Origin of the sequence: Streptomyces sp. NPDC020192 (assembly GCF_044388685.1) — a bacterium.
Classification (GTDB): Bacteria; Actinomycetota; Actinomycetes; order Streptomycetales; family Streptomycetaceae; genus Streptomyces.
The window spans coordinates 20,697-42,860 of sequence record NZ_JBIRXG010000003.1 but is presented as its reverse complement, the minus strand read 5'-3'; the positions used below and the strand labels follow the sequence as shown (position 1 = coordinate 42,860).

16 protein-coding genes are annotated in these 22,164 nt (G+C 71.1%); 10 read left to right on the top strand and 6 right to left on the bottom strand.

What is annotated here, in order from left to right; all coding sequences use genetic code 11:
* Positions 1 to 6: 6 nt before the first annotated feature.
* Positions 7 to 420 (bottom strand): organic hydroperoxide resistance protein, encoded by a 414-nt coding sequence (locus tag ACH47Z_RS07225; RefSeq protein ID WP_351025311.1) that lies wholly within the window; start codon positions 418 to 420, stop codon positions 7 to 9.
* A gap of 98 nt (positions 421 to 518) precedes the next feature.
* Between ACH47Z_RS07225 and ACH47Z_RS07220 the strand changes: the two genes are divergently transcribed.
* The 5 genes from ACH47Z_RS07220 (at position 519) to ACH47Z_RS07200 (ending at position 6,193) form a co-directional block, all read left to right on the top strand.
* The gene (locus tag ACH47Z_RS07220; RefSeq protein WP_399072304.1) at positions 519 to 1,034 is read left to right on the top strand and encodes a MarR family winged helix-turn-helix transcriptional regulator; all 516 of its coding nucleotides are present in this window, start codon (positions 519 to 521) and stop codon (positions 1,032 to 1,034) included.
* Between the two features lie 93 nt (positions 1,035 to 1,127).
* Entirely contained in the window at positions 1,128 to 2,405 is a 1,278-nt protein-coding gene (locus ACH47Z_RS07215; RefSeq protein ID WP_399071457.1) for a glycosyltransferase 87 family protein, read from the top strand.
* A 47-nt stretch (positions 2,406 to 2,452) separates the two neighbouring features.
* A complete protein-coding gene (locus tag ACH47Z_RS07210) occupies positions 2,453 to 4,150 on the top strand; it encodes a glycosyltransferase family 2 protein (protein WP_399071455.1) in 1,698 nt (565 codons plus the stop codon).
* Positions 4,151 to 4,251: 101 nt separating this feature from the next.
* The gene (gene galE, locus ACH47Z_RS07205; RefSeq protein WP_399071453.1) at positions 4,252 to 5,232 is read left to right on the top strand and encodes a UDP-glucose 4-epimerase GalE; all 981 of its coding nucleotides are present in this window, start codon (positions 4,252 to 4,254) and stop codon (positions 5,230 to 5,232) included.
* 10 nt (positions 5,233 to 5,242) lie between these two features.
* Positions 5,243 to 6,193: an ADP-ribosylglycohydrolase family protein gene (locus ACH47Z_RS07200; RefSeq protein ID WP_399071451.1), complete on the top strand. Its 951-nt coding sequence runs from the start codon at positions 5,243 to 5,245 to the stop codon at positions 6,191 to 6,193.
* On the opposite strand, the gene ACH47Z_RS07195 is transcribed toward ACH47Z_RS07200, so the two are convergent.
* Entirely contained in the window at positions 6,165 to 6,791 is a 627-nt protein-coding gene (locus tag ACH47Z_RS07195) for a TetR/AcrR family transcriptional regulator (RefSeq protein ID WP_399071449.1), read from the bottom strand. The genes ACH47Z_RS07200 and ACH47Z_RS07195 overlap by 29 nt on opposite strands.
* Before the next feature lie 214 nt (positions 6,792 to 7,005).
* On the opposite strand from ACH47Z_RS07195, the gene ACH47Z_RS07190 reads away from it, so the two are divergent.
* The 4 genes from ACH47Z_RS07190 to ACH47Z_RS07175 all read left to right on the top strand — a co-directional run bounded on the left by ACH47Z_RS07190 (position 7,006) and on the right by ACH47Z_RS07175 (position 12,931).
* Positions 7,006 to 7,917, top strand: a complete 912-nt coding sequence (locus ACH47Z_RS07190) for an ABC transporter permease (RefSeq protein WP_399071447.1) — start codon at positions 7,006 to 7,008, stop codon at positions 7,915 to 7,917.
* Positions 7,918 to 7,978: 61 nt separating this feature from the next.
* On the top strand, positions 7,979 to 8,803 hold the full coding sequence (locus ACH47Z_RS07185) for an ABC transporter ATP-binding protein (RefSeq protein ID WP_399072302.1): 825 nt from the start codon (positions 7,979 to 7,981) through the stop codon (positions 8,801 to 8,803).
* Positions 8,804 to 9,029: 226 nt separating this feature from the next.
* The gene (locus tag ACH47Z_RS07180) at positions 9,030 to 11,246 is read left to right on the top strand and encodes a CDP-glycerol glycerophosphotransferase family protein (protein WP_399071445.1); all 2,217 of its coding nucleotides are present in this window, start codon (positions 9,030 to 9,032) and stop codon (positions 11,244 to 11,246) included.
* Complete coding sequence (locus ACH47Z_RS07175; protein WP_399071443.1) at positions 11,243 to 12,931, top strand: glycosyltransferase family 2 protein; 1,689 nt, start codon at positions 11,243 to 11,245, stop codon at positions 12,929 to 12,931. The genes ACH47Z_RS07180 and ACH47Z_RS07175 overlap by 4 nt, the downstream gene beginning before the upstream one ends.
* A gap of 76 nt (positions 12,932 to 13,007) precedes the next feature.
* Here ACH47Z_RS07175 and ACH47Z_RS07170 read toward each other — a convergent pair whose 3' ends face one another.
* Positions 13,008 to 14,534: a hypothetical protein gene (locus ACH47Z_RS07170; RefSeq protein ID WP_399071441.1), complete on the bottom strand. Its 1,527-nt coding sequence runs from the start codon at positions 14,532 to 14,534 to the stop codon at positions 13,008 to 13,010.
* 116 nt (positions 14,535 to 14,650) lie between these two features.
* Complete coding sequence (locus ACH47Z_RS07165) at positions 14,651 to 19,585, bottom strand: NAD-glutamate dehydrogenase (RefSeq protein ID WP_399071439.1); 4,935 nt, start codon at positions 19,583 to 19,585, stop codon at positions 14,651 to 14,653.
* Between the two features lie 587 nt (positions 19,586 to 20,172).
* On the opposite strand from ACH47Z_RS07165, the gene ACH47Z_RS07160 reads away from it, so the two are divergent.
* Positions 20,173 to 20,739 carry a DJ-1/PfpI family protein gene (locus ACH47Z_RS07160; RefSeq protein ID WP_399071437.1) on the top strand — a complete coding sequence of 189 codons (567 nt, stop codon included), beginning with the start codon at positions 20,173 to 20,175 and terminating at the stop codon, positions 20,737 to 20,739.
* A 99-nt stretch (positions 20,740 to 20,838) separates the two neighbouring features.
* On the opposite strand, the gene ACH47Z_RS07155 is transcribed toward ACH47Z_RS07160, so the two are convergent.
* On the bottom strand, positions 20,839 to 21,507 hold the full coding sequence (locus tag ACH47Z_RS07155; RefSeq protein WP_399071435.1) for an HAD family hydrolase: 669 nt from the start codon (positions 21,505 to 21,507) through the stop codon (positions 20,839 to 20,841).
* Positions 21,508 to 21,566: 59 nt separating this feature from the next.
* Positions 21,567 to 22,082, bottom strand: a complete 516-nt coding sequence (locus tag ACH47Z_RS07150; RefSeq protein ID WP_399071433.1) for a DUF6912 family protein — start codon at positions 22,080 to 22,082, stop codon at positions 21,567 to 21,569.
* Between the last annotated feature and the right edge of the window lie 82 nt (positions 22,083 to 22,164).

The window sequence follows — 22,164 nt, the reverse complement described above, 5'->3', positions numbered from 1 at the left end:
GGGCGGTTACTCGATGACGAGGTCGACGTCGATGTTGCCGCGGGTGGCGTTGGAGTAGGGGCAGACCTGGTGGGCGGTCTCCACCAGCTTGCGGCCGGTCTCCTGGTCCACGGTGTCGGGCAGCTCTACGCGCAGCGTCACCTTCAGCCCGAAGCCCTCGCCCTGCTTGCCGATGCCGACCTCGGCGGTCACGGCGGCGTCGCTGACGTCGACCTTCGCCTGCCGGCCGACGAGGCCGAGGGCGCTGCCGAAGCAGGCGGCGTAACCGGCGGCGAAGAGCTGCTCGGGGTTGGTGCCCTCGCCGTTGCCGCCCAGCTCCACCGGCGGGGCCAGCTTGAGGTCGATCTTGCCGTCGGAGGAGACGGCACGACCGTCACGGCCGTGGGTGGCGGTGGCTACGGCGGTGTAGAGCGCGTCCATGAAGACCATCCCTTTACGAAGTCGGGTGTTCCGGCGGCCCCTGTCCCGGCCGCCTTACGACCACAAGTAGAGCACACAATTAAATTGTGCACAACCAAATGGCCCGCAAGAGCTACCCTGGACCCATGACCGCCACGACCCGCACCGCCGCCGACACGGACTGGCTCCGCCTGGACCGCCAGATCTGCTTCTCCCTGCATGCCGCGTCCCGCGCCTTCAACGGCGTCTACCGCGTCGTCCTCAAGGACCTCGGGCTCACCTATCCGCAGTACCTGGTGATGCTGGTGCTGTGGGAACAGGGCGACCTGCCCGTCAAGAGGCTCGGCGAACACCTGCGGCTCGACTCCGGCACACTGTCCCCGCTGGTCAAGCGGCTGGAGGCGGCCGGCCTGGTGCGCCGGGAGCGCAGCGCCGAGGACGAGCGCTCGGTACGGGTCCGGCTCACCGAGGAGGGCGTCGCGCTGCGCGAGCGAGCCCTGGAGGTACCGCGCCGCATCGTCGAGGCGACCGGCTTCGACCCGGCGGAGATCGCCGACCTGCGCGACCGTCTGGACCAGCTCACGGGCGCCCTGGACGCGGCGGTGGTGGTGGCGGCCGCGCGGGACGCGGGTTAGCGGGCGGCACCACCGTCAACAGCGGGACCTTTTTGCATTCATGACGGCATATCAGCCGGATTACACCTTGTGCGCCGTTTACAGTCCCATGCGATGAACCGTCTCCGTGTCAACACCGGCCCGGTCCTCGGGGTCAGCGCCTTGTGGCTGACCACCCGCGCCCTGATGCTGTGGCTCCTCACCCACAGCGACTCCCCGCTGCTGGGCGCCGGCACGCTGGCGCTCGAGGTGTGGCAGCTGTACGGCCGCTGGTACGGCGTCCTCGCGCACGGCGCCTTCCCGGCGCACGACACGCTCTGGCAGTACCCGCCGGGCGCCAGCGCGGTACTGCTGACGCCGGCTCTGCTGCCCTGGCTGACGTACTTCCAGGCGTTCGTGCTGCTCACACTGGCCGTGGACGCGCTGGTCACAGCGGCGCTGGTCCGCGCGGGCACGCGGCCCGGGCGCAGCCTGCTCGGCGCGGCCCTGTGGACGGGCGGTCTGCCGCTGCTGCTCCAGCTCCCGCTCGTCCGGTACGACGTGCAGGTCACCGCCCTGGCCGTGCTCGCCCTGCTGGCGACGGCGCGTTCCCCGCGCGCGGGCGGGGCGCTCGCGGCGCTCGGCGCGCTGGTGAAGGCGTGGCCGGCGCTCGTGCTGCTGGGCACACCCCGGGGACCGGTGACGCGCGGGGCGTGGCGGTGGGCGGCGGCCGCCGGGGCCGTCACGCTGGGGCTGCTGGCCGTGTTGTTCCGCAACCCCCTGTCCTTCCTGCGGCAGCAGCGCGGGCGCGGGGTGCAGATCGAGTCGCTGGGCGGTACGGCGCTGAACCTGGCGCGGCACGCCGGCTGGCCCGGCCGGGCACGCATGCAGTACGGCTCCGCCGAGCTGGTCGGCCCGCACGTGCACGCCGTCGCCCTGGGCTGCCTGGTGCTGACGGCGGCCTGCTGCGCGCTGCTGGTGGTGTGGCGGGTGCGGGCGCGGCGCTGGACCGAGGCGACGCCGTTCGACGCGGCGCTGAGCGCGGTGCTGCTGTTCACGGTGACCAGCCGGGTCATCAGCCCGCAGTACATGATCTGGCTGATCGGTCTCGCCGCCGTGTGCCTGACCTCGCGGCACACCAGCCAGCGTCCGGTCGCGGCGCTGATCGTGGCGGCGAGCGCGCTGAGCACCCTGGTGTTCCCGATGAACTACGGCGAGGTGATGGACGGCACCTGGACCGGCTGTCTGCTGATGCTGGCCCGCAACGGGGTCCTGGCGGCGGCTGCGGTACTGTCGTTCATCCGCTTGTGGCGGGCGGCACGGGCGGTGGAGCCGGTGGGAAAGAGCCTGCGGACGCGGGAACCCCGGTCCGGTTCCGAGCGTTTTCCGGACCGAGCCGTAAGCCTTTCCTAGCCAGGTATTATCAAGAAATTTGTCTCCGCTCCCGGCCCGTGGATCCCATGCGACCTGACCCGCACAACACGCCTGACCGACCCGACGCGCCCGAGGCACCAGCCCCGGGTGACACAACCGATGCCGCCGGTGGTGACGCGCCGGCCGGCCCGGCGCGGGTCGCCGTCGTCGTCATCGGCTACAACGACGCCGCCCATGTGGGCGAGGCCGTGCGCTCGGCGCTCGCCCAGGGGCCCGCGGTCGCCGAGGTCGTCGCCGTGGACGACTGCTCCGGCGACGGCAGCGCCGAGCTGCTCGACCGGCTGGCCGCTGATGAACCCCGGCTGCGGGTGCTGCGCCGGACGGAGAACAGCGGCGGCTGCGGCAGCCCGCGCAACGACGGCATCGACGCGGTGACGGCCCCGTACGTGATGTTCCTGGACAGCGACGACGTGCTGCCGCCCGGTGCGGTGGACGCGCTGCTGGCGGCGGCCACGGGGGCGCGCGCCGAGGTCGCGGCCGGGCTGTGCGTGCGCCGGGAGCTGCCCTCGGGGCGCGAGACACCCTGGCAGGCGCCCCTTTACACGGCGCACACGGTCCTCGCGCGCCCCACCGAGCGCCCCCGGCTGGTCCACGACACGCTGTGCGTCAACAAGCTGTACCGCACCGACTTCCTGCGTGAGCACGGCATCCGCTTCCCCGAGGGCCGTTTCCACTACGAGGACATCGTCTTCACCTCGCGCGTGCTGGCCGCCGGCCCGCGCATGGCGCTCGTCCCGGACCGCGTGTACGTGTGGCACGTGCGCCGGTCCGCCGAACGGCTGTCGATCTCGCTGGACCGGGAGCGCATCGGGAACTGGCAGGCGCGTACGCAGGCGTGCGCGATGGCGTACGACATCCTGCTGAGCGCCGGGCAGAAGGAGCTGGCGCGGGCGGCGCGGGCGAAGTTCCTCGACCACGACGTGCGGATGTACGTGCGCGAGCTGGGCTTGCGCAACGCGGACTACCGGCGCGCGTGGTGGACGCACACCCAGGAGTACCTCGCGCGCTACGACGCCGCCGACTGGGAGCTGGACCCGGGCGCGCCGGGCCGTGTGCTCGCGCGGGTGATCCTGGAGTCGCCCGAGCCGCGCGATCTGCCCCGGCTGCGGGAGCTGGCCGCGCGCCCGGCGCGTCTGCTGCCGCCGTACGCCCGGGACGCCGACGGAGTCCCCGTCTGGTCCGCCGACCTCCCCGAGGTCACCCTGGCGCCGTTCCTGACCCGCCCCACCGGGGACCTCCCGATCGCGGTGGACGCGGAACTGGACGTACGCGCGCGTGGCTCGCGTCTGCGCCTGCGGCTGCACGAGCTGTACGGCCGGGTGGCCGAGGCGGGGCCGCGCGAGGTGGACGTGGTGTGGACGGCCCGCGAGGACGAGGAGCACGCGCGGGGGCGTACGACGGTCCCGCTCACGCCCTCCGGCGCGGACACGGACGCGGCCGGCTGGACGGCCGAGGTGCCCGTCGACCTGGCCGCGCTCGGCGCGGGCACCTGGGATCTGCGGCTGACCGTGCACTTCGCGGACGGCGCGCAGCGGGAGATCACGGCGCACGCCCTGACGGGCGCCGGCCGGCTGGGCCGGCGCGCCGTCCCGAGCCTCGGGCACGGCGTGCTGCTGATCCAGCCGTACGCGACGCACTCCGGCGCGCTGGCGCTGCGGGTGGCGAGCGGCGTGAGCGGGGCGGTGCGGGTGGTCCGCGGGCGCCTGAATCGTCTGCGGCGCTAGTACCGCTTCGCGGCTGCCGCGCACCTGCTGCTTCACTGAAAGACGCCCGCTGCTCCACCGAGCTGTTCCGCGGGCCAGCTGACAAAGAGGACGGCCTTTCCATGACCTGGCTGATCACCGGCGGTGCCGGATACATCGGGGCACACGTCGTACGAGCGATGACCGAGGCGGGCGAACGCACGGTCGTCTACGACGACCTGTCCACGGGCATCGCCGCGCGTGTGCCGGCGGAGGTCCCGCTGGTGGAGGGCTCCACGCTGGACGCGGACCTGCTGGCCCGCACCCTCGCCGAGCACGAGATCACCGGGGTCGTGCACCTCGCGGCGAAGAAGCAGGTCGGCGAGTCGGTGGACCTCCCGCTGCACTACTACCGGGAGAACGTGGAGGGCCTGCGGGTCCTGCTGGAGGCGGTGACGGCGGCACAGGTCCCGTCCTTCCTCTTCTCCTCCTCGGCGGCGGTCTACGGCATGCCGGACGTCGACCTGGTGACGGAGGAGACCCCCTGCGTCCCGATGTCCCCGTACGGCGAGACGAAGCTGGCCGGCGAGTGGCTGGTCCGCGCGACGGGCAAGGCGACGGGCCTGTCCACGGCCTCCCTGCGCTACTTCAACGTGGCGGGCGCGGCCACCCCGGAACTCGCCGACACCGGCGTGTTCAACCTGATCCCGATGGTCTTCGAGAAGCTCACCGAGGGCGCGCCGCCGCGCATCTTCGGCGACGACTACCCCACGCCCGACGGCACCTGCGTCCGTGACTACATCCACGTGGTCGACCTGGCCGAGGCGCACGTCGCCGTCGCCCGCGCCCTGCGCGAGGCCCCCGGCACGGACCTGACCGTGAACATCGGCCGCGGCGAGGGCGTGTCCGTGCGCGAGATGATCGACCGCATCAACGCGGTCACCGGCTACGACCGCGCCCCGACGGTCACCCCGCGCCGCCCCGGTGACCCCGCCCGCGTCGTCGCGTCGGCGGAGCGCATCGCCAAGGAACTGGGCTGGCAGGCGAAGTACGACGTCCAGGACATGATCACCTCGGCCTGGGAGGGCTGGGTCCACCACCACCCCGAGGCGGCGAGGTCATAGCCTCCCGGGCATGACCGGTCCCGCTGAACGCGCCCTGGGCGCCGTACTCGGCTCCGCCGTGGGCGACGCCCTCGGAGCCCCCTTCGAGTTCGGCCCCGAGGGCGCCTTCTCCGCCCGCTTCCCGCACCCCGGCCACGGAGCCGAGATGTGCGGGGGCGGCGGCTGGGACCCGGGCGAGGCGACGGACGACACCCAGATGGCCGTCCTGACCGCCGAGTCCCTGGTGGAGTGCGGCGGCCTGGACCTCCCGGACGTCTTCCACCGCTTCCAGCGCTGGGCGGCCGCCGATCCCAAGGACATCGGCCTCCAGACGGAGGCGGTCCTGACCGGCGGCGACCCGTGGGACACGGCCGCCGCGCTGCACTTCCAGGTGAACCAACGGGCGGCCGGAAACGGCGCGTTGATGAGGGCGGCCCCTTCGGCGGTCCACTTCGCCCGCCACGGCCGTGCGGCCACGATGGACGCCGCCCGCCGTCTCTCCGCCCTCACCCACGGCGACGGCGCGGCGTGGGAGGGCACGGCGGCCCTGCACGAGCTGATCCGCGTCGCCCTGACCGGCGCGGACCCCCTCACCGCCGTACCGGAGACCCTGACCGCACTCCAGCCCGACCACCGGCAGCGGTACGCCGTGGTCCTCTCGCCCGACTGGCATCCGGACCGAGCGACGGAGTTCAACGGTGCGGTGTGGCCGTGCCTGGGCTCGGCGGTCTGGGCGCTACGGACCACGGGCTCGTACGAGGAAGCGGTCCGCGCGGCGATCGACCTCGGCGGCGACACGGACACGGTGGCGGCGGTCACGGGGGCGCTGGCGGGCGCGGTGTACGGCCTGAGCGCGATACCGACCCGCTGGACCGAGCCGCTCCACGTGCCGCTGCCGGGGTTCGGCGGACGCGTGCTGCGGGCGCGGGACCTGGCCGAACTGACAAAGAGGCTTACAACGCCTTCAACGCCCCCGCCGTAGCCCGAGCCAGATTCTCCAGGTACCCCTTCGGCAGCTTGGGGGACCGGATCACCACCGCGCGCCAGTACAGCGGGCCGGAGATCAGGTCCAGGGCGAGGTCGGGGTCGACCTCCTGCCGTACCTCGCCCCTCGCCTCCGCCGCCGCCACGATCTTGCTGGCCACGCCCTCCTGGCCGTCCCGCAGGGCCTTCTGGAAGGCCTCGGCGATGTCGGGGTTGCGGGCTGCCTCGGCCTGGAGGTCGGGGATGATCTGGGACGCGACCGGGTGGCGCAGGGCGCGGGACGTGACCTCGTACAACAGGCGCAGGTCGCCCTCCAGGGAGCCCGTGTCGGGGACCGGGAGGCCGAGGACCGCCATCGCCGAGACCACGTCCAGGACCAGGTGCAGCTTGGAGCGCCACCGGCGGTACACCGCGGTCTTGCCGACGCCCGCCCGGCGCGCGATGCCCTCGATGGACATACGCGCGTAGCCCACCGCCGCGAGCTCCTCGAAGACCGCCGCCCGGATGGCCTCGGTCACGTCCTCCCGGAGCACGGCGGCTCCCGCGGGAGTCCTGCGGCGGTCACGCTTCGGGATCTCGTCGGCGTTCGTCGTCATGACTCACAGCATAGGTCCGTCACGACGATACGGTTGCGTTCCGACGTCGATTGGTTCTACGCTCGCGAGGCGACGATACGGTTCCGTCCCGACGTAAGAGAACGTGAAGAGAAGCGTAAGGAAACACTCAAGCGTCGGACAGCGGACCCCATCGGCGCGCCCCGGCGGCCAGCCGGACGCGGCATCCCCCCTCCCCCGAGCGAAAGCAGCGGATGTGAGCCAGGTCCTCCACACACCGCCCCCCACCCAGGCCCCGGACGACGATCTCTCGGCCCTGGCCGCCCGGCACGGCCTGTCGGTCAGCGGTGCCCGCCCGACCCTGCCCCAGTACGTCCGCCAGCTGTGGGCCCGGCGCCACTTCATCACCGCCTTCGCGACCGCCAAGCTCACCGCGCAGTACAGCGAGGCGAAGCTCGGCCAGGTCTGGCAGGTCATGACCCCGCTGCTGAACGCGGCGGTCTACTACTTCATCTTCGGTGTGCTGCTCGGCACCAAGAAGGGCGTCCCGGACTACATCCCGTTCCTGGTCACGGGCGTGTTCGTGTGGACGTTCACGCAGAGCTCGATCCAGGTCGGCACCCGGGCGATCTCCGGCAACCTCGGCCTGGTGCGCGCCCTGCACTTCCCGCGCGCCGCCCTGCCGATCTCCTTCTGCATCCAGCAGCTCCAGCAGCTGCTGTTCTCGATGGCCGCGCTGGTCGTCATCCTGCTCAGCCTGGGCGTGCCGATCTCCTTCTCCTGGCTGCTGGTGATCCCGGCGCTGGTCCTGCAGTTCGTGTTCAACGCGGGCATGTCGCTGATCATGGCGCGGATGGGCGCCAAGACCCCGGACATCGCCCAGCTGATGCCGTTCATCCTGCGCACCTGGATGTACGTGTCCGGCGTGATGTGGAGCATCCACTCGCTCACCAAGAAGGACCACCTGCCGCACATCGTCACGGTCCTGCTGGAGACCAACCCGGCCGCCGTCTACATCGACCTCATGCGGTACGCCCTGATCGACAGCTTCCACGCCAAGCAGCTGCCCCCGCACGTGTGGCCGACGGCGATCGGCTGGGCCCTGGTCGTCGGCATCGGCGGCTTCATCTACTTCTGGAAGGCAGAGGAGAAGTACGGCCGTGGCTGAGCAGACTCCCGAGAACCGCGAGAACCCCCGGGTCGACGCAGAGACCCCCGACGAGCGCATGATGCGCGAGAGGCTCGAGCGCCTCGCCGTCACCGAGAAGATCCCCACCGTCGTCTGCGACGGCGTCGACATCGTCTACCGGGTCAACGGCACCGGCTCCGGCCGCGGCTCCGCCACCGCCGCCCTCAACCGCATCCTGCGCCGCAAGCAGGCCGAGAAGGCGGCGGGCGTACGCCGGGTGCACGCGGTGAAGAACGTGTCGTTCGTCGCCTACAAGGGCGAGGCGATCGGCCTGATCGGCACCAACGGCTCCGGCAAGTCCACGCTGCTCAAGGCCGTCGCCGGCCTGCTGCCGGTGGAGAACGGCCACATCTACACCCACGGTCAGCCCTCCCTGCTCGGCGTCAACGCGGCCCTGATGAACGACCTCACCGGCGAGCGCAACGTCTACCTCGGCGGTCTCGCCATGGGCATGTCCCGCGAGCAGGTCAGGGAGCGGTATCAGGACATCGTCGACTTCTCCGGTATCAACGAGAAGGGTGACTTCATCACCCTGCCGATGCGCACCTACTCCTCCGGTATGGCCGCCCGGCTGCGCTTCTCCATCGCCGCCGCCAAGGACCACGACGTGCTGCTGATCGACGAGGCCCTGGCCACCGGCGACCGCAGGTTCCAGATGCGCTCGGAGGAGCGCATCCGCGAGCTGCGTGAGACGGCGGGCACGGTCTTCCTGGTCAGCCACAACAACAAGTCGATCCGCGACACCTGCGAGCGGACCCTGTGGCTGGAGCGCGGCGAGCTGCGCATGGACGGGCCGACCGAGGACGTCATGAAGGAGTACGAGGCCTTCACCGGCGACAAGGGCACCAAGAAGAAGGCGGCCTGACCGCCCCAGTAAGCGGCCGGACCGGCCACGTGAGAAAATCACAAGAACGATAGTAAGAAGGCGGCCGGAAAGTTACGGGGGACGGAACCCCAGACCACGGAAGCTAGGCTTCCCTTCTGAGCCCCGTGCGGGCCGCCCCTTACCACACCCTGGTTATCCTTTTCATACGCTTAGTGACAGTATGTTAGAAGGTGGCCAAACCAACGATCCAAAGGAGTCCCCCGCGATGCCCCAACTCAGCGTCATCGTCTACGGACCGAACGCACAGGGGCACCTGACAGAGCTGCTGGACTCCGTGGAAGCCCATCCCCTCACCGACGCCGAGATCATCGTCGCCGCCGTCGGCGACTGGGCGCGGGAGACGGCCGAGGGCCACGCCCCCGAGACGATCGTCGTCCCCCTGCCGGAGGGCACCGGTGACGCGGCGGCCCGCGCGGCCGGCGCCGCCCGCGCCTCCGGCCGCTGGCTGCACTTCGTCCACGCCAAGGACGGCCTGCCGGCCGGCGCCCCGCGCCAGCTCGCCGAGCGCACCGCCGAACTCGATGCCGAGACCGGCGCCTCGGACACCCCTGTCGACGTGCTCCTCTTCGACCATGTCGTCACCACCTGGCAGACCGCCGCCCGCGCCTCCCGCGACGGCCGTCTCCTCGCCGCCGTCGGCCGCGAAGCCCTCGCCCTGAACGAGTCGGCGGACCTGCTGCGCCTCACCCCCGTCCTCGGCAACCGCGCGCTGCGCGCCGACTTCTGGCGGGCGCACGAGGAGCAGCTCACCACCGACGACGAGCCGCGCGCCGCGCACATGATCCTGCTGCACGCCGGCCGGGTCGCCTGCCTGAACCAGGCGGCGTACGAGAGCCGCGAGCTGCGCCCCGAGAGCCTGCCGCCGCTCGACCCCGAGGACCGCTTCGCGCTCATCGAGCGCTACGAGTCGCTGCTCGCGCTCACCAAGGACCACCGCGCCACCCGCACGGTGCTGTACGACCTGATGATGCGCGACCTGGTGCGCACCTTCGCCGGTGAGAACCTGCCCGACGCGGTCGCGCGCGAGTTCTTCCGCCGCGCCTCCCTCGCCGCGGTCCGCTGGCGCCCCGAGCACCACGAGCGCCCGGCGGGCGTGGAGGGCGTACGGCACGCCCTGCTGGAGGAGGGCGCGTACACCAAGTACCGCGCGTTCCAGGCCGCCAACCGCACCCGCCGCGCCGCCAAGAAGGCCGTGAAGGAGCGGAAGAAGGAGCTCGGCGCCAAGCTGCGCGACCAGCAGTACCAGCGCGCCCTGAGCCGCCCGGTCAACCCGAACCTGGCCGTGTTCGCCGCCTACTGGGAGCGCGGCGTGGCCTGCAACCCGGCCGCGATCGCCGCCAAGATGGCCGAGCTGGCCCCGCACATCCACCCGGTGTGGGTGGTGGCGAAGAACAACACGGCCCTGCTGCCGCCCGGCACGGACTACGTGGTCCCCGGCACCCGCCGCTACTGGGAGACCCTGGCGACCGCCAAGTACCTGGTCAACAACGTCAACTACCCCAACGCGGTGGTCAAGCGCCCCGACGCGGTCCACCTGCAGACCCACCACGGCACCCCGCTCAAGCGCATGGGCCTGGACCAGATGGAGCACCCGGCCGCCGCCAAGGGCCTGGACTTCAACGCCCTGCTGGGCCGCATCGACAAGTGGGACTACAGCGTCAGCGCCAACAGCCACTCGACCCGCATGTGGGAGCGCGCCTACCCGGCCCGCTTCACCTCGCTGGACTACGGCTACCCGCGCAACGACGTCTTCTACACGGCCACGGCCGACGACGTCCGCGCCGCCCGCGCGCGTCTCGGCATCGCCCCCGGCAAGACGGCCGTGCTGTACGCCCCCACCCACCGCGACTACGAGGCCGGCTTCACCCCGCGCCTGGACCTCGCCGAACTCGCCGACCGGCTCGGCGAGGACACGGTCCTGCTGGTGCGCGCCCACTACTTCTACGGCGGCGCCGCCTCCCCGCTGACCGGCCTGCGCCGCTCCGGCCGGATCATCGACGTCTCCTCCTACGACCCCGTCGAGGAGCTGTGCCTGGCCGCCGACGCGCTGGTCACGGACTACTCGTCGATCATGTTCGACTACGCCAACCTGAACCGCCCGATCGTCATCTACGCCGACGACTGGGAGACGTACCGGACCACCCGGGGCGTCTACTTCGACCTGATGGAAGAACACCCCGGCCAGGTCGCGCGCACCCAGGAGGAGCTGACGGAGATCTTCGTCTCCGGCGCCTGGCGCGACGAGAGCGCGGCGAAGGCACGGGCCGCGTTCCGCCGCCGGTTCTGCGAGTACGACGACGGCCGCGCCGCCGAACGGGTCGTACGCCGGGTGTTCCTCGGCGAGCCGGAGGAGTCCCTGCCCCCGGTGCTCCCGCTCGAGGACCGCACCCCCGCCCCGACCCCCGAGGAGGCCTCCGCATGACGACCACGACCACGACATCGAGCTCGACCCCTGACGTCACGGTCACGGTCATCGTCTTCAACGACGCGGAGCGCCTGCCCCGGGCGGTGGAGTCGCTGCGTGCGCAGACGCACGCGAACATCGAGATCATCATCAGCGACGACCACTCCACCGACGACACGCCCACGGTGGCGCGCCGGCTGGAGGCGCAGGACGAGCGCGTCCGCTACCTGCGCCTGCCGGAGAACAGCGGCGGCTGCAGCGCCCCCCGCAACCGGGCCATCGAGATCGCCCGGGCGCCGTATCTGATGTTCCTCGACAGCGACGACGAACTGCCGCCCCGCGCAGTGGAGTTGCTGCTCGCCGCGCACCGCGAGCGCGAGGTGGACTTCACCATGGGCGCGGTCCGCCGGGTCCGGGTGGACAACGGCAAGCGCTCGACGTGGATGCCGCACGTGGTGAGCGAGAAGCGCACGGTCGAGGGCATCGAGAAGGACCCGCGCCTGCTGTTCGAGCACCTGTCGACGAGCAAGATGTACGCGCGGACCTTCCTGGACCGGCACGACCTCCGCTTCCCGGAGGGCATCCACTACGAGGACCAGCTGTTCTCGGCCCAGGCATACTGCCTGGCGAAGGCGTTCACGATCATCCCGGACCCGGTGTACGTCTGGTACATCGACCCGTACGCGGCGGCCGCCTCGGCGTCCATCTCCAACCAGCGGCACAAGGTCCAGAACGTCCGTGACCGCGTCTACGTCCAGACGCTGATCGACGAGTTCCTGGTGGTGAGCGGGCACGCGGGGCTGCGCGAGGACAAGGACTTCAAGTTCCTCAAGCACGACTTCCGGATGTACGCGGGCGACCTGCCCTACCGCGACGAGGAGTGGATGAGCTCCTTCGCCGAGATCATGAACCCGTACCTGGACACGCTGGCCGACGGCGCGTACGTCCGGCTGCCGCGCCCGGAGCGGGTCGTGCTGGAGCTGCTGCGGGACGGCCGCCTGGCCGACGCCCAGCTCGCGGCGCGCGGCCTCGGCAACGGGGTGGCGCCGCGCCAGGTGACCGCCGACGCGTCGGGGGTCCCGTACTGGGGTGACGCGGTCCCCTCCTCGGACCGCTCCCGCCGCGAACTGGACCTGTCCGACCTGGAGCTGGACACGCGTCCGTTCCCGAGCGCGCAGTTCCGCCACGAGATCACCGGAATGGAGCGGGGCCGGGGCGCGACCCTGACCCTGTCGATCCGCACGTACGACCCGGGCCTGCGCCTCCCGGTGGGCCCGCAGCGGGCGAGCCTCCTGCTGTCCCCCGGCAACAAGAGGATGACGGTGCCGTTCCGCCTGGACCCGGTCAGCCCGGGCCTCTTCGAGGGCACGGTCCACCTGGACCTGGCGACCGCCCCGCTCCCCTTCCAGGGCTTCGAGGGCCTCCGCCACCCCCAGATCCGCCTCCAGCAGCAGGGCCTGGCGCACTCGGGCATCCTGCTGGCCCCCCTGGACTTCCCGACGATCACGGCCCGCGTCGACTACCGCTCCGGCGCGACCCCGCACGACGTGACGATAGAGCCGGAGGGCCGCAACCCCGGCCGCCTGCAGATCCGCTGGCGCCCGGTGGGCGTGACGGCCAAGGTGATCCGCCCGGTGATCCGGAAGGTCGCACGCCCGAAGGTCCGCAAGGCGGCGAAGCTGCTGTCGAGCGTGCTGCGGTGACGTCGTAGCGCCGAATGTGCCGGAAGGGGCGCGGGGAACTTCCCCGCGCCCCTTCCGGCATTGAGACGTGTGTGGCTCAGCGCACCACGCGGAACAGGACCTGGTGGGCCGGGCCCGTGGTCACCTTCCGCAGACCCGGGCCGGCCAGTCGCTTCGGTCCCACGACCCACCGCACCCCGTACTCCCGCGCAATCCCCTGCCGCTCGGCAGCGGACGTCCCGGCGGCGAAGTACCGGTCCACCGCCGCGTTCCGGCTCTTCTCGTCCTTCAGGAAGAAGTCCGGATACCCGGGGGCCACGGTGTACGGCCCGTAGGCCGGGATCTGCCGCGCCGGGGTCGTCCTGGCCATCACCACGTCGCCGTACTTCACCCAGGGCGTGATCCAGTGGTAGCCCACCCACGGCGTGTGGTACTTGTCCGCGACGACCGACGGCAACGCGCTCTTCGGGATCACGTACCCGAGCGTCCCCACCTGCGTCCACGCCCCCGCGGCCAGCGCGACGCCGAGCACGCACGCCCACCCGGTCTGCACCGCCCGCCGCCCCGCCGCCACGGCCTCCAGCGCGGCCGCCAGCTGGGCCGGGATCAGCGCGGCGGGCATGGCGCGGCCCCATGAGTAGTGGCCGCTCAGGCCGCCCGCGGCGAACATCAGCGCGCCCAGGACGAAGAACAGCACCAGCGGGTCCCAGCGGTCCCGGCGGAAGCGCAGCACCAGTGCGGCGACGCCCAGCAGGACGAATCCGAAGCGCTCGGCCAGGTTCTCGTACAGCGGCTTGTGTATGGCCTCCAGGTTCCCGCCCGCGGAGAACAGCGAGAAGAAGTCGTAGTACGGCCACAGGCCCAGCAGCAGCATGCCGAGGGCCAGCGCGGCACCCAGCCGCAGCAGCACCGCACGGCCCGGCCGCGCCGCGATCACCATCGCCAGCGCTCCGAGAGACGCCACGACGCCCGTGAACTGGTGGCAGAGGAGGATCAGGCCCCACATCAGGCCCAGCGCCGGCCAACGCCTCCACGCGGCCGGCTCCGGCTCGCGCACCGTGCGCGTGAGCCACGCCCAGAAGTGGAAAGTCAGGCCGAGCGCGAGCACGCTCGGGTACGCCACCGTCAGCGCGAGGGAGTTCAGGCCCAGGAAGCCGGACCAGTTGAACAGCACCGGGCCCCAGAGGAAGACCAAGGCGAGCAGCGCGAGGGCGGGCGCCGCACGATGAGCGCTGAGGGTACGGACGTACCGCCACACCCCCGTGACCAGCAGCCCCAGTCCGACGATCGCACCGAGGCGCAGCACGACGAACACCGACAGACCGGTCAGCTTGGCCACCACGCCCAGCACCAGCATCCACGGCGAGTAGTACGGGCTCGGCGTGTCCGCGTCGACCAGCGGGTTGCCGGGGTGCATCAGGTTGTGACGCAGGCGCTCGATGGTGGCCGCGTGCATGCCGAGGTCGCCCGCCCAGGGCAGACGGACGATCACGAGGAGCAGCAGGACCACGACGAGCGCGGCGACAGCCTGCGGCAGTGCCCGGCCGGCCCGCGCGGTGGTGGTGGGCTGCGGCGGCACCGTGCGGCTCACCCCCGGCTCGGTGTCAGACGGTGCGGTGTGCATCCTGCGACCTTAGCCCAAACATCGCACTGATTTTCCTGAGGGGCGGCAGCAACGAGACGCCCCGGGCCGTTGTGTGCCCGGGGCGTCTCGTTGCTTCCATGGCTACCGTGCGGGTCCTACGAATGCGTGCGCAGCAGCGTCCGCATCGTCCGCATCGCCACCGACAGGTTGGCGAGGTCGAAGGTCTCCGAACCGCGGATCTCCTCCAGGGTGGTGCGCGCCCGGCTCAGGATGGGCGCGTTCTTCTGCTCCCACGCCGTGAAGCGCTGCTCGGGCGTCGACGTGCCGTTGCCGGCCGCGAGGACGTCCGCGGTGAGCGCCGAGTGCGCCGCGTACAGGTCCTCGCGGATGGAGGCGCGGGCCATGGACTGCCAGCGGTCGGCGCGGGGCAGCTCGATGATGCGGTCCATCAGCTGGGTGATGTTCAGCCGGTCGGCGAGGTCGTAGTAGACCTCGGCGACGTCGAGCGGCTCCTTGCCCGTGCGGTCGGCCACCGAGACGATGTCGAGCGCCGGGAAGGCGGAGGAGAATCCGGCCACGCGCGTGGCGAGCTCGTCCGGGACACCGGCCGCGGACAGCTCGTCGTACACGTGCTGGTACCACTCCAGGTCAGCGCCGCGCAGCAGCTTCGGCAGCTCCTGCCAGACCCGCTCGACCCGCTCGGCGAAGAACTCGACCGTCTCGGCGAGCTCGAGCGGCTGCGGCCGGTTGTTGAGCAGCCAGCGCGTGCCGCGCTCGACCAGCCGGCGCGAGTGCAGCCGGATCCGGGTCTGGACGTCCGCGTCGACCTTGTTGTCCAGGTCCTCCACCGCGTCCCACACCGGTGCCGAGCAGAAGATCGTGCGGGCCGCGGTCTGCGCCCGGACGATCTCCTCCAGGGAGGCGCCGGTCTCCTCGCGCAGCCGGTGCAGATACGTCGTACCGCCCGTGTTGACCGTGTCGTTGACCAGCACGGTCGTGGTGATCTCGCGGCGCAGCGGGTGGTTGTCGATCGCCTCGGCGAAACGCTCCCGCAGCGCCGTCGGGAAGTAGGCGTGCAGCAGGCTGCGCAGGTACGGGTCGTCCGGCAGCGAGGTCGCCAGCAGCTCCTCGGCGACCGTGATCTTCGTGTACGCCAGGACGACGGCCGTTTCCGGACCGGTCAGGCCCTGGCCCTGGCCGAGGCGCTCGCGGATCTGGCGGTCGGCCGGCAGGAACTCCAGCGCCCGGTCCAGGTGGCCCTCGCGCACCAGGTGGCGCATGAAGCGCTGCTGGGCGTGGAGCATGTCCTTGGCCTGGAACAGCGCGTTGGCCAGGGCGGTGTTCTGCGCGTAGTTGTTGCGCAGCACCAGCGCGCCGACCTCGTCGGTCATCTCGGCGAGGACCTTGTTGCGCTGCTTGACGGTCATGTCGCCGTCGGCGACCAGGCCGTTCAGCAGGATCTTGATGTTCACCTCGTGGTCGGAGGTGTCCACACCGGCGCTGTTGTCGATCGCGTCGGTGTTGATCTTGCCGCCGTGCATGGCGAACTCGATCCGGCCGAGCTGGGTCAGACCGAGGTTGCCGCCCTCGCCGACGACCTTGACCCTGAGGGCCCTGCCGTCGACACGGATGGCGTCGTTGGCCTTGTCGCCGACATCGGCGTTGGACTCCGCCGACGACTTTACGTACGTGCCGATACCGCCGTTCCACAGCAGGTCGACCGGCGCGTGCAGGATCGTCTTCATCAGGTCGGCCGGGGTCATCTTGATGACCTTGTCCTCGATGCCGAGGGCCTCGCGGATGTGGGCGTTGACCGGGATCGACTTGGCGCTGCGCGGGAAGATCCCGCCGCCCGCCGACAGCAGCTCGGTGTTGTAGTCCGCCCAGGAGGAGCGGGGCAGCTCGAACAGGCGGCGGCGCTCGGCGTACGAGGTGGCCGCGTCCGGGGTGGGGTCGATGAAGATGTGCCGGTGGTCGAAGGCGGCGACCAGGCGGATGTGCTCGGAGAGCAGCATGCCGTTGCCGAACACGTCACCGGACATGTCACCGATGCCGACGACCGTGAAGTCCTCGCTCTGCGTGTCCACGCCCAGCTCACGGAAGTGCCGCTTCACGGACTCCCAGGCGCCGCGCGCGGTGATGCCCATGCCCTTGTGGTCGTAACCGGCCGAGCCACCGGAGGCGAAGGCGTCACCGAGCCAGAAGTTGTACTTGTTCGCGACCTCGTTGGCGATGTCCGAGAAGGTCGCGGTGCCCTTGTCGGCGGCGACCACCAGGTAGGTGTCGTCGCCGTCGTGCCGGACCACGTCCTGCGGGGGCACGACCTCGCCGGCGACCATGTTGTCGGTGATGTCGAGCAGCGCCGAGATGAAGGTCTTGTAGCTGGCGATGCCCTCGGCCAGCCACGCGTCACGGTCCACGCTCGGGTCCGGCAGCTGCTTGGCGACGAAGCCGCCCTTGGCGCCGACCGGCACGATGACGGTGTTCTTCACCATCTGCGCCTTGACCAGGCCGAGGATCTCGGTGCGGAAGTCCTCACGCCGGTCGGACCAGCGCAGGCCGCCGCGCGCGACCTTGCCGAAGCGCAGGTGCACACCCTCGACCCGCGGCGAGTACACCCAGATCTCGAACGCCGGGCGCGGCGCGGGCAGGTCGGGGATGGCCTGCGGGTCGAACTTCATGGACACGTAGTCGTGCGGCGAGCCGTCGATCGTCTCCTGGAAGAAGTTCGTCCGCAGGGTCGCCTTGATGACGGTCAGGAAGGACCTGAGGATCCGGTCCTCGTCCAGGCTGGCCACCTGGTCCAGGGCCGCGTCCAGCTCCTCCAGCAGCGCGTCCGTGATCTCCAGCCCGGCCTTCTGCCGGTCCGGGGACATCCGCGCCTCGAAGAGGGAGATGAGCAGGCGGGTGGTGTGGACGTTGTTGCGGAGGGTGTCCTCCATGTAGTCCTGCGAGAAGGTCGAACCGGCCTGCCGCAGGTACTTGGCGTAGGCGCGCAGCACCATCGCCTCCCGCCAGGACAGCCCGGCGCTCAGCACGAGCGCGTTGAAGCCGTCGTTCTCGGCCTTGCCGGTCCAGGTCGCGGCGAACGCCTCCTGGAAGCGCTCGCGGGCGTCGTCACCGAGGTGCTCCCCGGCGCCCGCCTTGGGCATGCGCAGACCGAAGTCGTAGATCCAGGCGGTCGTACGGTCCGAGCAGCGCAGCTCGTACGGCCGCTCGTCGGTGACCTCGACGCCGAGGCGGCTGAGGACCGGCAGCACGTGCGAGAGGGAGACCGTGCCGCCCTTCTGGTAGATCTTGAACCGGCGCTCCTCGGGACCCGCGCCCACCGGCTCGTACAGGCTCAGGCTGAAGGTCTTGTCCTCGCCGAGCTGCTCCAGGTGGACCAGGTCGGCGACCGCGGCGCGCGGGGTGTGGTCGGCCTTGTAGCCCTCGGGGAAGGCGTTGCCGTAGCGGCGCAGCACCTCGGCCGCGCGCTCCTCGCCGCACTCGGCGGTCAGTGCCTCGGCGAACGCGTCGGCCCAGGAACGGGCGGCCTCGACCAGGCGGACCTCGATGCGCTCCTTGTCGCTGTCCGACAGCTCGGGCAGCACGGTGCCCGGCGGGACGCGGACGACGAAATGCAGCCGGGACAGGATCGACTCGGTGTTCCAGGCGGTGAAGTCGACGCTGACGCCGCCGAGCTCCTCCTTCAGGATGTCGATGATCCGCAGCCGGACGCCGGTGGTGTAGCGGTCGCGCGGGAGGTAGACGAGGGCCGAGTAGTAGCGCCCGTACTCGTCCTGGCGCAGGTACAGCCGCAGCCGGCGGCGCTCCTGCAGGTAGAGAACGCTCGTGACGATGGACTGCAGTTCGGCGACGGGCGTCTGGAACAGCTCGTCGCGCGGGTAGGTCTCGAGGATCTGCAGCAGGTCACGGCCGTCGTGGCTGTTCGGCGAGAACCCGGCGCGGTGCAGCACCTCGTCGACCTTGCGGCGGATGACGGGGACACGGCGGACGGACTCGGTGTAGGCGGCGGAGGAGAACAGCCCGAGGAACCGCCGCTCCCCGACGACATTGCCGTCCGCGTCGAACTTCTTGACGCCGACGTAGTCCAGGTACGACGGCCGGTGCACGGTGGCCCGGCTGTTCGCCTTGGTCAGCACGAGCAGCTTGTGCTCGCGGGCCTTGGCGCGGGCGTCGGCCGTCAGCCGCTCGAAGGAGGGGCTGACCGGGTGCTGGTCGTCCTCGGCGTGCTGCGGGTCGGAACGCAGGATGCCGAGACCGGTGCCGGGGACGGCGGCGAGCGTGTCGTCCTCGCGCAGCTGGTACTCGCGGTAGCCGAGGAAGGTGAAGTGGTCGTCGGACAGCCAGCGCAGCAGCTCGCGGGCCTCTTCGATCTCGCCCCTGGCCAGGTCGCTCGGGGCGGCCTCCTCGGGCAGACCGTCGGCGATCCGGGTAGCCGTGCTGCGCATCTTCTCCCAGTCCTCGACGGCCTCGCGGACGTCGGACAGCACGCGCAGCAGATCGGCGGTGATCTGCTTCAGGTCGGCTCGGTCGGTCTCGCGGTCGATCTCGACGTGGATCCAGGACTCGATGTGCGCGTCGTGCGGAAGATCGCCGGACGGCGGAGTGGGGAGAACCTCGATCAGCTTGCCGGTCAGATCCCGCCGGACGACGAACTGCGGGTGGATGACGACATGGATGCCCCGCCCCTGCCGGGTCAGCTCATTGGTGACGGAGTCGACGAGGAAGGGCATGTCGTCGGTGACGACCTCCACCACGGTGTGGCTGCAGGTCCACCCGTTCTCCTCCACGGTCGGGGTGTGGACCCGGACGTTCGCCGTGCCCTGAGGGCGGTTCTCGGCGAGACGGTAGTGCGAGACCGCGGCACCGAAGGCGTCGACCGGGTCGCGGTCGGCGAGGTCTTCCGGGGCGGTGTGCAGGTAGTAGCGCTGGAGGAACGCGCGCACGGACTCGCTGTCCGGGGTGTCCGGGGAGCCCTTGCCCGCGGTCCCGGTCGGTAGGTGCCCCCCGACCGGGCTGTTCTCAGCTACCCGGGCGGCCCTCTCGAGCAGCTCGGCCTTGGCTTCGTCCAGCTTGGTCTGCATTGTCCTCTGGCTCCTGTCGCGCGCCGTTGCGTGACGTAGAAGGAAGTACGGTCTCTTTCCCTCCGGCTCGACGCCACAGCCCGGGGTGTCCGGACTGCTCAGACGCTATGCCGCGAGGTGAGATGAGCGGGGGGATTTGGGCCATTGTCGACGCGCCCGCCAGCTGTGACGCTGCTCTCAGCGCGTCCGTGCCCAGGGGTGTCCTCGGCGTCCCGGGAGCCCCTGCGGCCCCGCCCCGCCCGCGAAGACCAGCGACCGCCGCCCGGCCACGGAGGTGTTCCGTGCAACCCGGGCGCAGGGCAGGGACACGATCGCCCCCGCGAGATATCGCGCTGATCACGCCACAAGGCTATCGCTCCTCACCCGGGGCCCGTCATGAGCCGTATGTGTACAAAACAGGGGGTGGAAGTTTGACGTTCTGCACAGGGGTGGGGTGGGGGTGGGTGACGTATTCGGAGCCGGGTCCTGGTCCCCGGTGAGGCGCGGGGCGGGTCCGGGTAGGTGTCAGTGTCAGGTCTGTCGGGGTGCGGCCGTGAGACTCCCGGCCGCACTCTGAGAGCACACCCTGCCTGCCCGGAGGAGCCGACATGCCCGCGAAGATCCTGATCGTCACCGGCGACGCAGCGGAGTCCCTGGAAGTCCTCTACCCGTATCAGCGCCTGCTCGAGGAAGGCTACGAGGTCCACATCGCGGCCCCCTCCCGCAAGACCCTGCGCTTCGTCGTGCACGACTTCGAGCCCGGCTACGACACCTACACCGAGAAGCCCGGCTACACCTGGCCCGCCGACCTGGCCTTCGCCGACGTCGACCCCGGCGCGTACGCGGCCCTCGTCATCCCCGGCGGCCGGGCCCCGGAGTATCTGCGCAACGACCCGGAACTCCGCAAAATCCTCAAGGCCTTCTTCGACGCCGACAAGCCGGTCGCCCAGATCTGCCACGGTCCCCTGCTCACCGCGGCGATCGACACCCTGCGCGGCCGCCGCGTCACGGCGTACCCCGCCCTCGAACCGGACATGCAGGCGTCCGGCGCGGACTTCCAGGACACCGAAGCGGTGGTGGACGGCACCCTGGTCTCTTCCCGGGCCTGGCCGGACCACCCGGCATGGATGCGCGAATTCCTGAAGGTACTGAGGGCTACGGCACCGGCGGTGTGAGGACTCAGCTGCGAGAAGCGCGGTCGGCCTGCCGTAACCGCGGGGACGGCGGGCCACCGTGACTGCGGCCCAACCCCGCCCAGCCCCCACCAGCGTCGGCTACGCCGCTATTCGCTGGGCCTCCCGCACCGCATCCGCCAACGTGTCCACCACCGGCACCCCGACTTCCTCGAGACTGGCCCGGCTGTGCGACCCCCCGGTGTACAGCACAGCCCGCGCCCCCACCTTCCGCGCCGCGACCGCGTCGTCCGCCGCGTCCCCGATCACCACGGTCCGCGCGGCCTCCACGCCCTCCCCCAGCGCCTCCAGATGCCGCACCATGTGCTCGGCCTTGCTCCCCCCGGACGGCCCCGTACGCCCGTCGACCCGCAGGAAATGCGCCTCGATGCCGAACCCCCGCACGAGCGGAACCAGTTCCTCATGCCCGTACATGCTCAGCAGCGACTGACTGTGCCCCGCGGTCCGCCACCCGGCGAGCAGCTCCGCCGCCCCCTCGGTCAGCCCGCACAGCCCCCGCTGCGCGGCATAGTGCCGATGGAACACCCCGTCCATCAGCTCCCACTCGGCCTCGGTCGGCAACCGCCCGAGCAGCCGCTCATAGAACTTCGGCACCGGCACGCAGTACAGCTCCCGGTACTCCTCCAGCGTGATCGGCGCGAGCCCCAGCTCGGCGAAGGCCGCGTTCGTCGCCCCGATGATCGCGTCATTGTCGTGGAACAGCGTCCCGTTCCAGTCCCAGACGATGTGCGCGCTTCCGTGCATCCCCATGCCGAAAACCGTACCCGCCCCCACTGACAACCAGCCCGGCCGCACACCCCGGTCAGAGGTCAGACGGCCGGCCCGACCAGGTGGGGAATCTCCTGCGTGGCGTACCACAGCAGCTCGTGGTCGTCCGCCCCGTCCACGACGAACTGCGCGTCCTCGTCGCCACCGTCGGCCGCCTCCAACGCCTCCGCCGCCGCGGCCACATCCTGCTCGGCGTCATCGGCGTCGACATGCACCGCGGCCGCCTTCGCGAGCGGCACGCTCGACGTCACGGTCACCTCGCCCAGCGCCGCCGGATCGAGCCCGCGGTCCGGATCGACACGCGCGGCACCGTCCGGCACGTCCACGGCGACCACGACCCGGCGCCGTACCGCACCCGGATCGGCCGCGATCCGCCGCAGCGAGGCCAGCGCGGCCCGGCTGAGCGCGGCGTACTCCAGCTCCTCGACGTCCTCGGAGACGTACCACTCGCGCAGCGCGGGCGTGACGGCGTACGCGACGAAGGGGCCGCTCCCCAGCTCACCCGTCTTGTGCGCCTCGGCGAGCGCGGGGAGGGTCAGGGGGACGTACACGCGCATGCTGGCCGCTCTTTCCTGATCAAAGCATCGAGGGCCTTCAGGATACGTGTGGGGTCCCCTTTCGAGTCCCCACCCACGCCCC

Coding starts and splice junctions, on each gene's coding strand:
- ACH47Z_RS07195 (WP_399071449.1), bottom strand. CDS start 6,791: ATGACGACGAACGCCGACGAGATCCCGAAGCGTGACCGCCGCAGGACT.
- ACH47Z_RS07220 (WP_399072304.1), top strand. CDS start 519: ATGGCCCGCAAGAGCTACCCTGGACCCATGACCGCCACGACCCGCACC.
- ACH47Z_RS07225 (WP_351025311.1), bottom strand. CDS start 420: ATGGACGCGCTCTACACCGCCGTAGCCACCGCCACCCACGGCCGTGAC.
- ACH47Z_RS07150 (WP_399071433.1), bottom strand. CDS start 22,082: ATGCGCGTGTACGTCCCCCTGACCCTCCCCGCGCTCGCCGAGGCGCAC.
- ACH47Z_RS07210 (WP_399071455.1), top strand. CDS start 2,453: ATGCGACCTGACCCGCACAACACGCCTGACCGACCCGACGCGCCCGAG.
- galE (WP_399071453.1), top strand. CDS start 4,252: ATGACCTGGCTGATCACCGGCGGTGCCGGATACATCGGGGCACACGTC.
- ACH47Z_RS07165 (WP_399071439.1), bottom strand. CDS start 19,585: ATGCAGACCAAGCTGGACGAAGCCAAGGCCGAGCTGCTCGAGAGGGCC.
- ACH47Z_RS07160 (WP_399071437.1), top strand. CDS start 20,173: ATGCCCGCGAAGATCCTGATCGTCACCGGCGACGCAGCGGAGTCCCTG.
- ACH47Z_RS07185 (WP_399072302.1), top strand. CDS start 7,979: ATGCGCGAGAGGCTCGAGCGCCTCGCCGTCACCGAGAAGATCCCCACC.
- ACH47Z_RS07170 (WP_399071441.1), bottom strand. CDS start 14,534: ATGCACACCGCACCGTCTGACACCGAGCCGGGGGTGAGCCGCACGGTG.
- ACH47Z_RS07180 (WP_399071445.1), top strand. CDS start 9,030: ATGCCCCAACTCAGCGTCATCGTCTACGGACCGAACGCACAGGGGCAC.
- ACH47Z_RS07200 (WP_399071451.1), top strand. CDS start 5,243: ATGACCGGTCCCGCTGAACGCGCCCTGGGCGCCGTACTCGGCTCCGCC.
- ACH47Z_RS07175 (WP_399071443.1), top strand. CDS start 11,243: ATGACGACCACGACCACGACATCGAGCTCGACCCCTGACGTCACGGTC.
- ACH47Z_RS07155 (WP_399071435.1), bottom strand. CDS start 21,507: ATGGGGATGCACGGAAGCGCGCACATCGTCTGGGACTGGAACGGGACG.
- ACH47Z_RS07215 (WP_399071457.1), top strand. CDS start 1,128: ATGAACCGTCTCCGTGTCAACACCGGCCCGGTCCTCGGGGTCAGCGCC.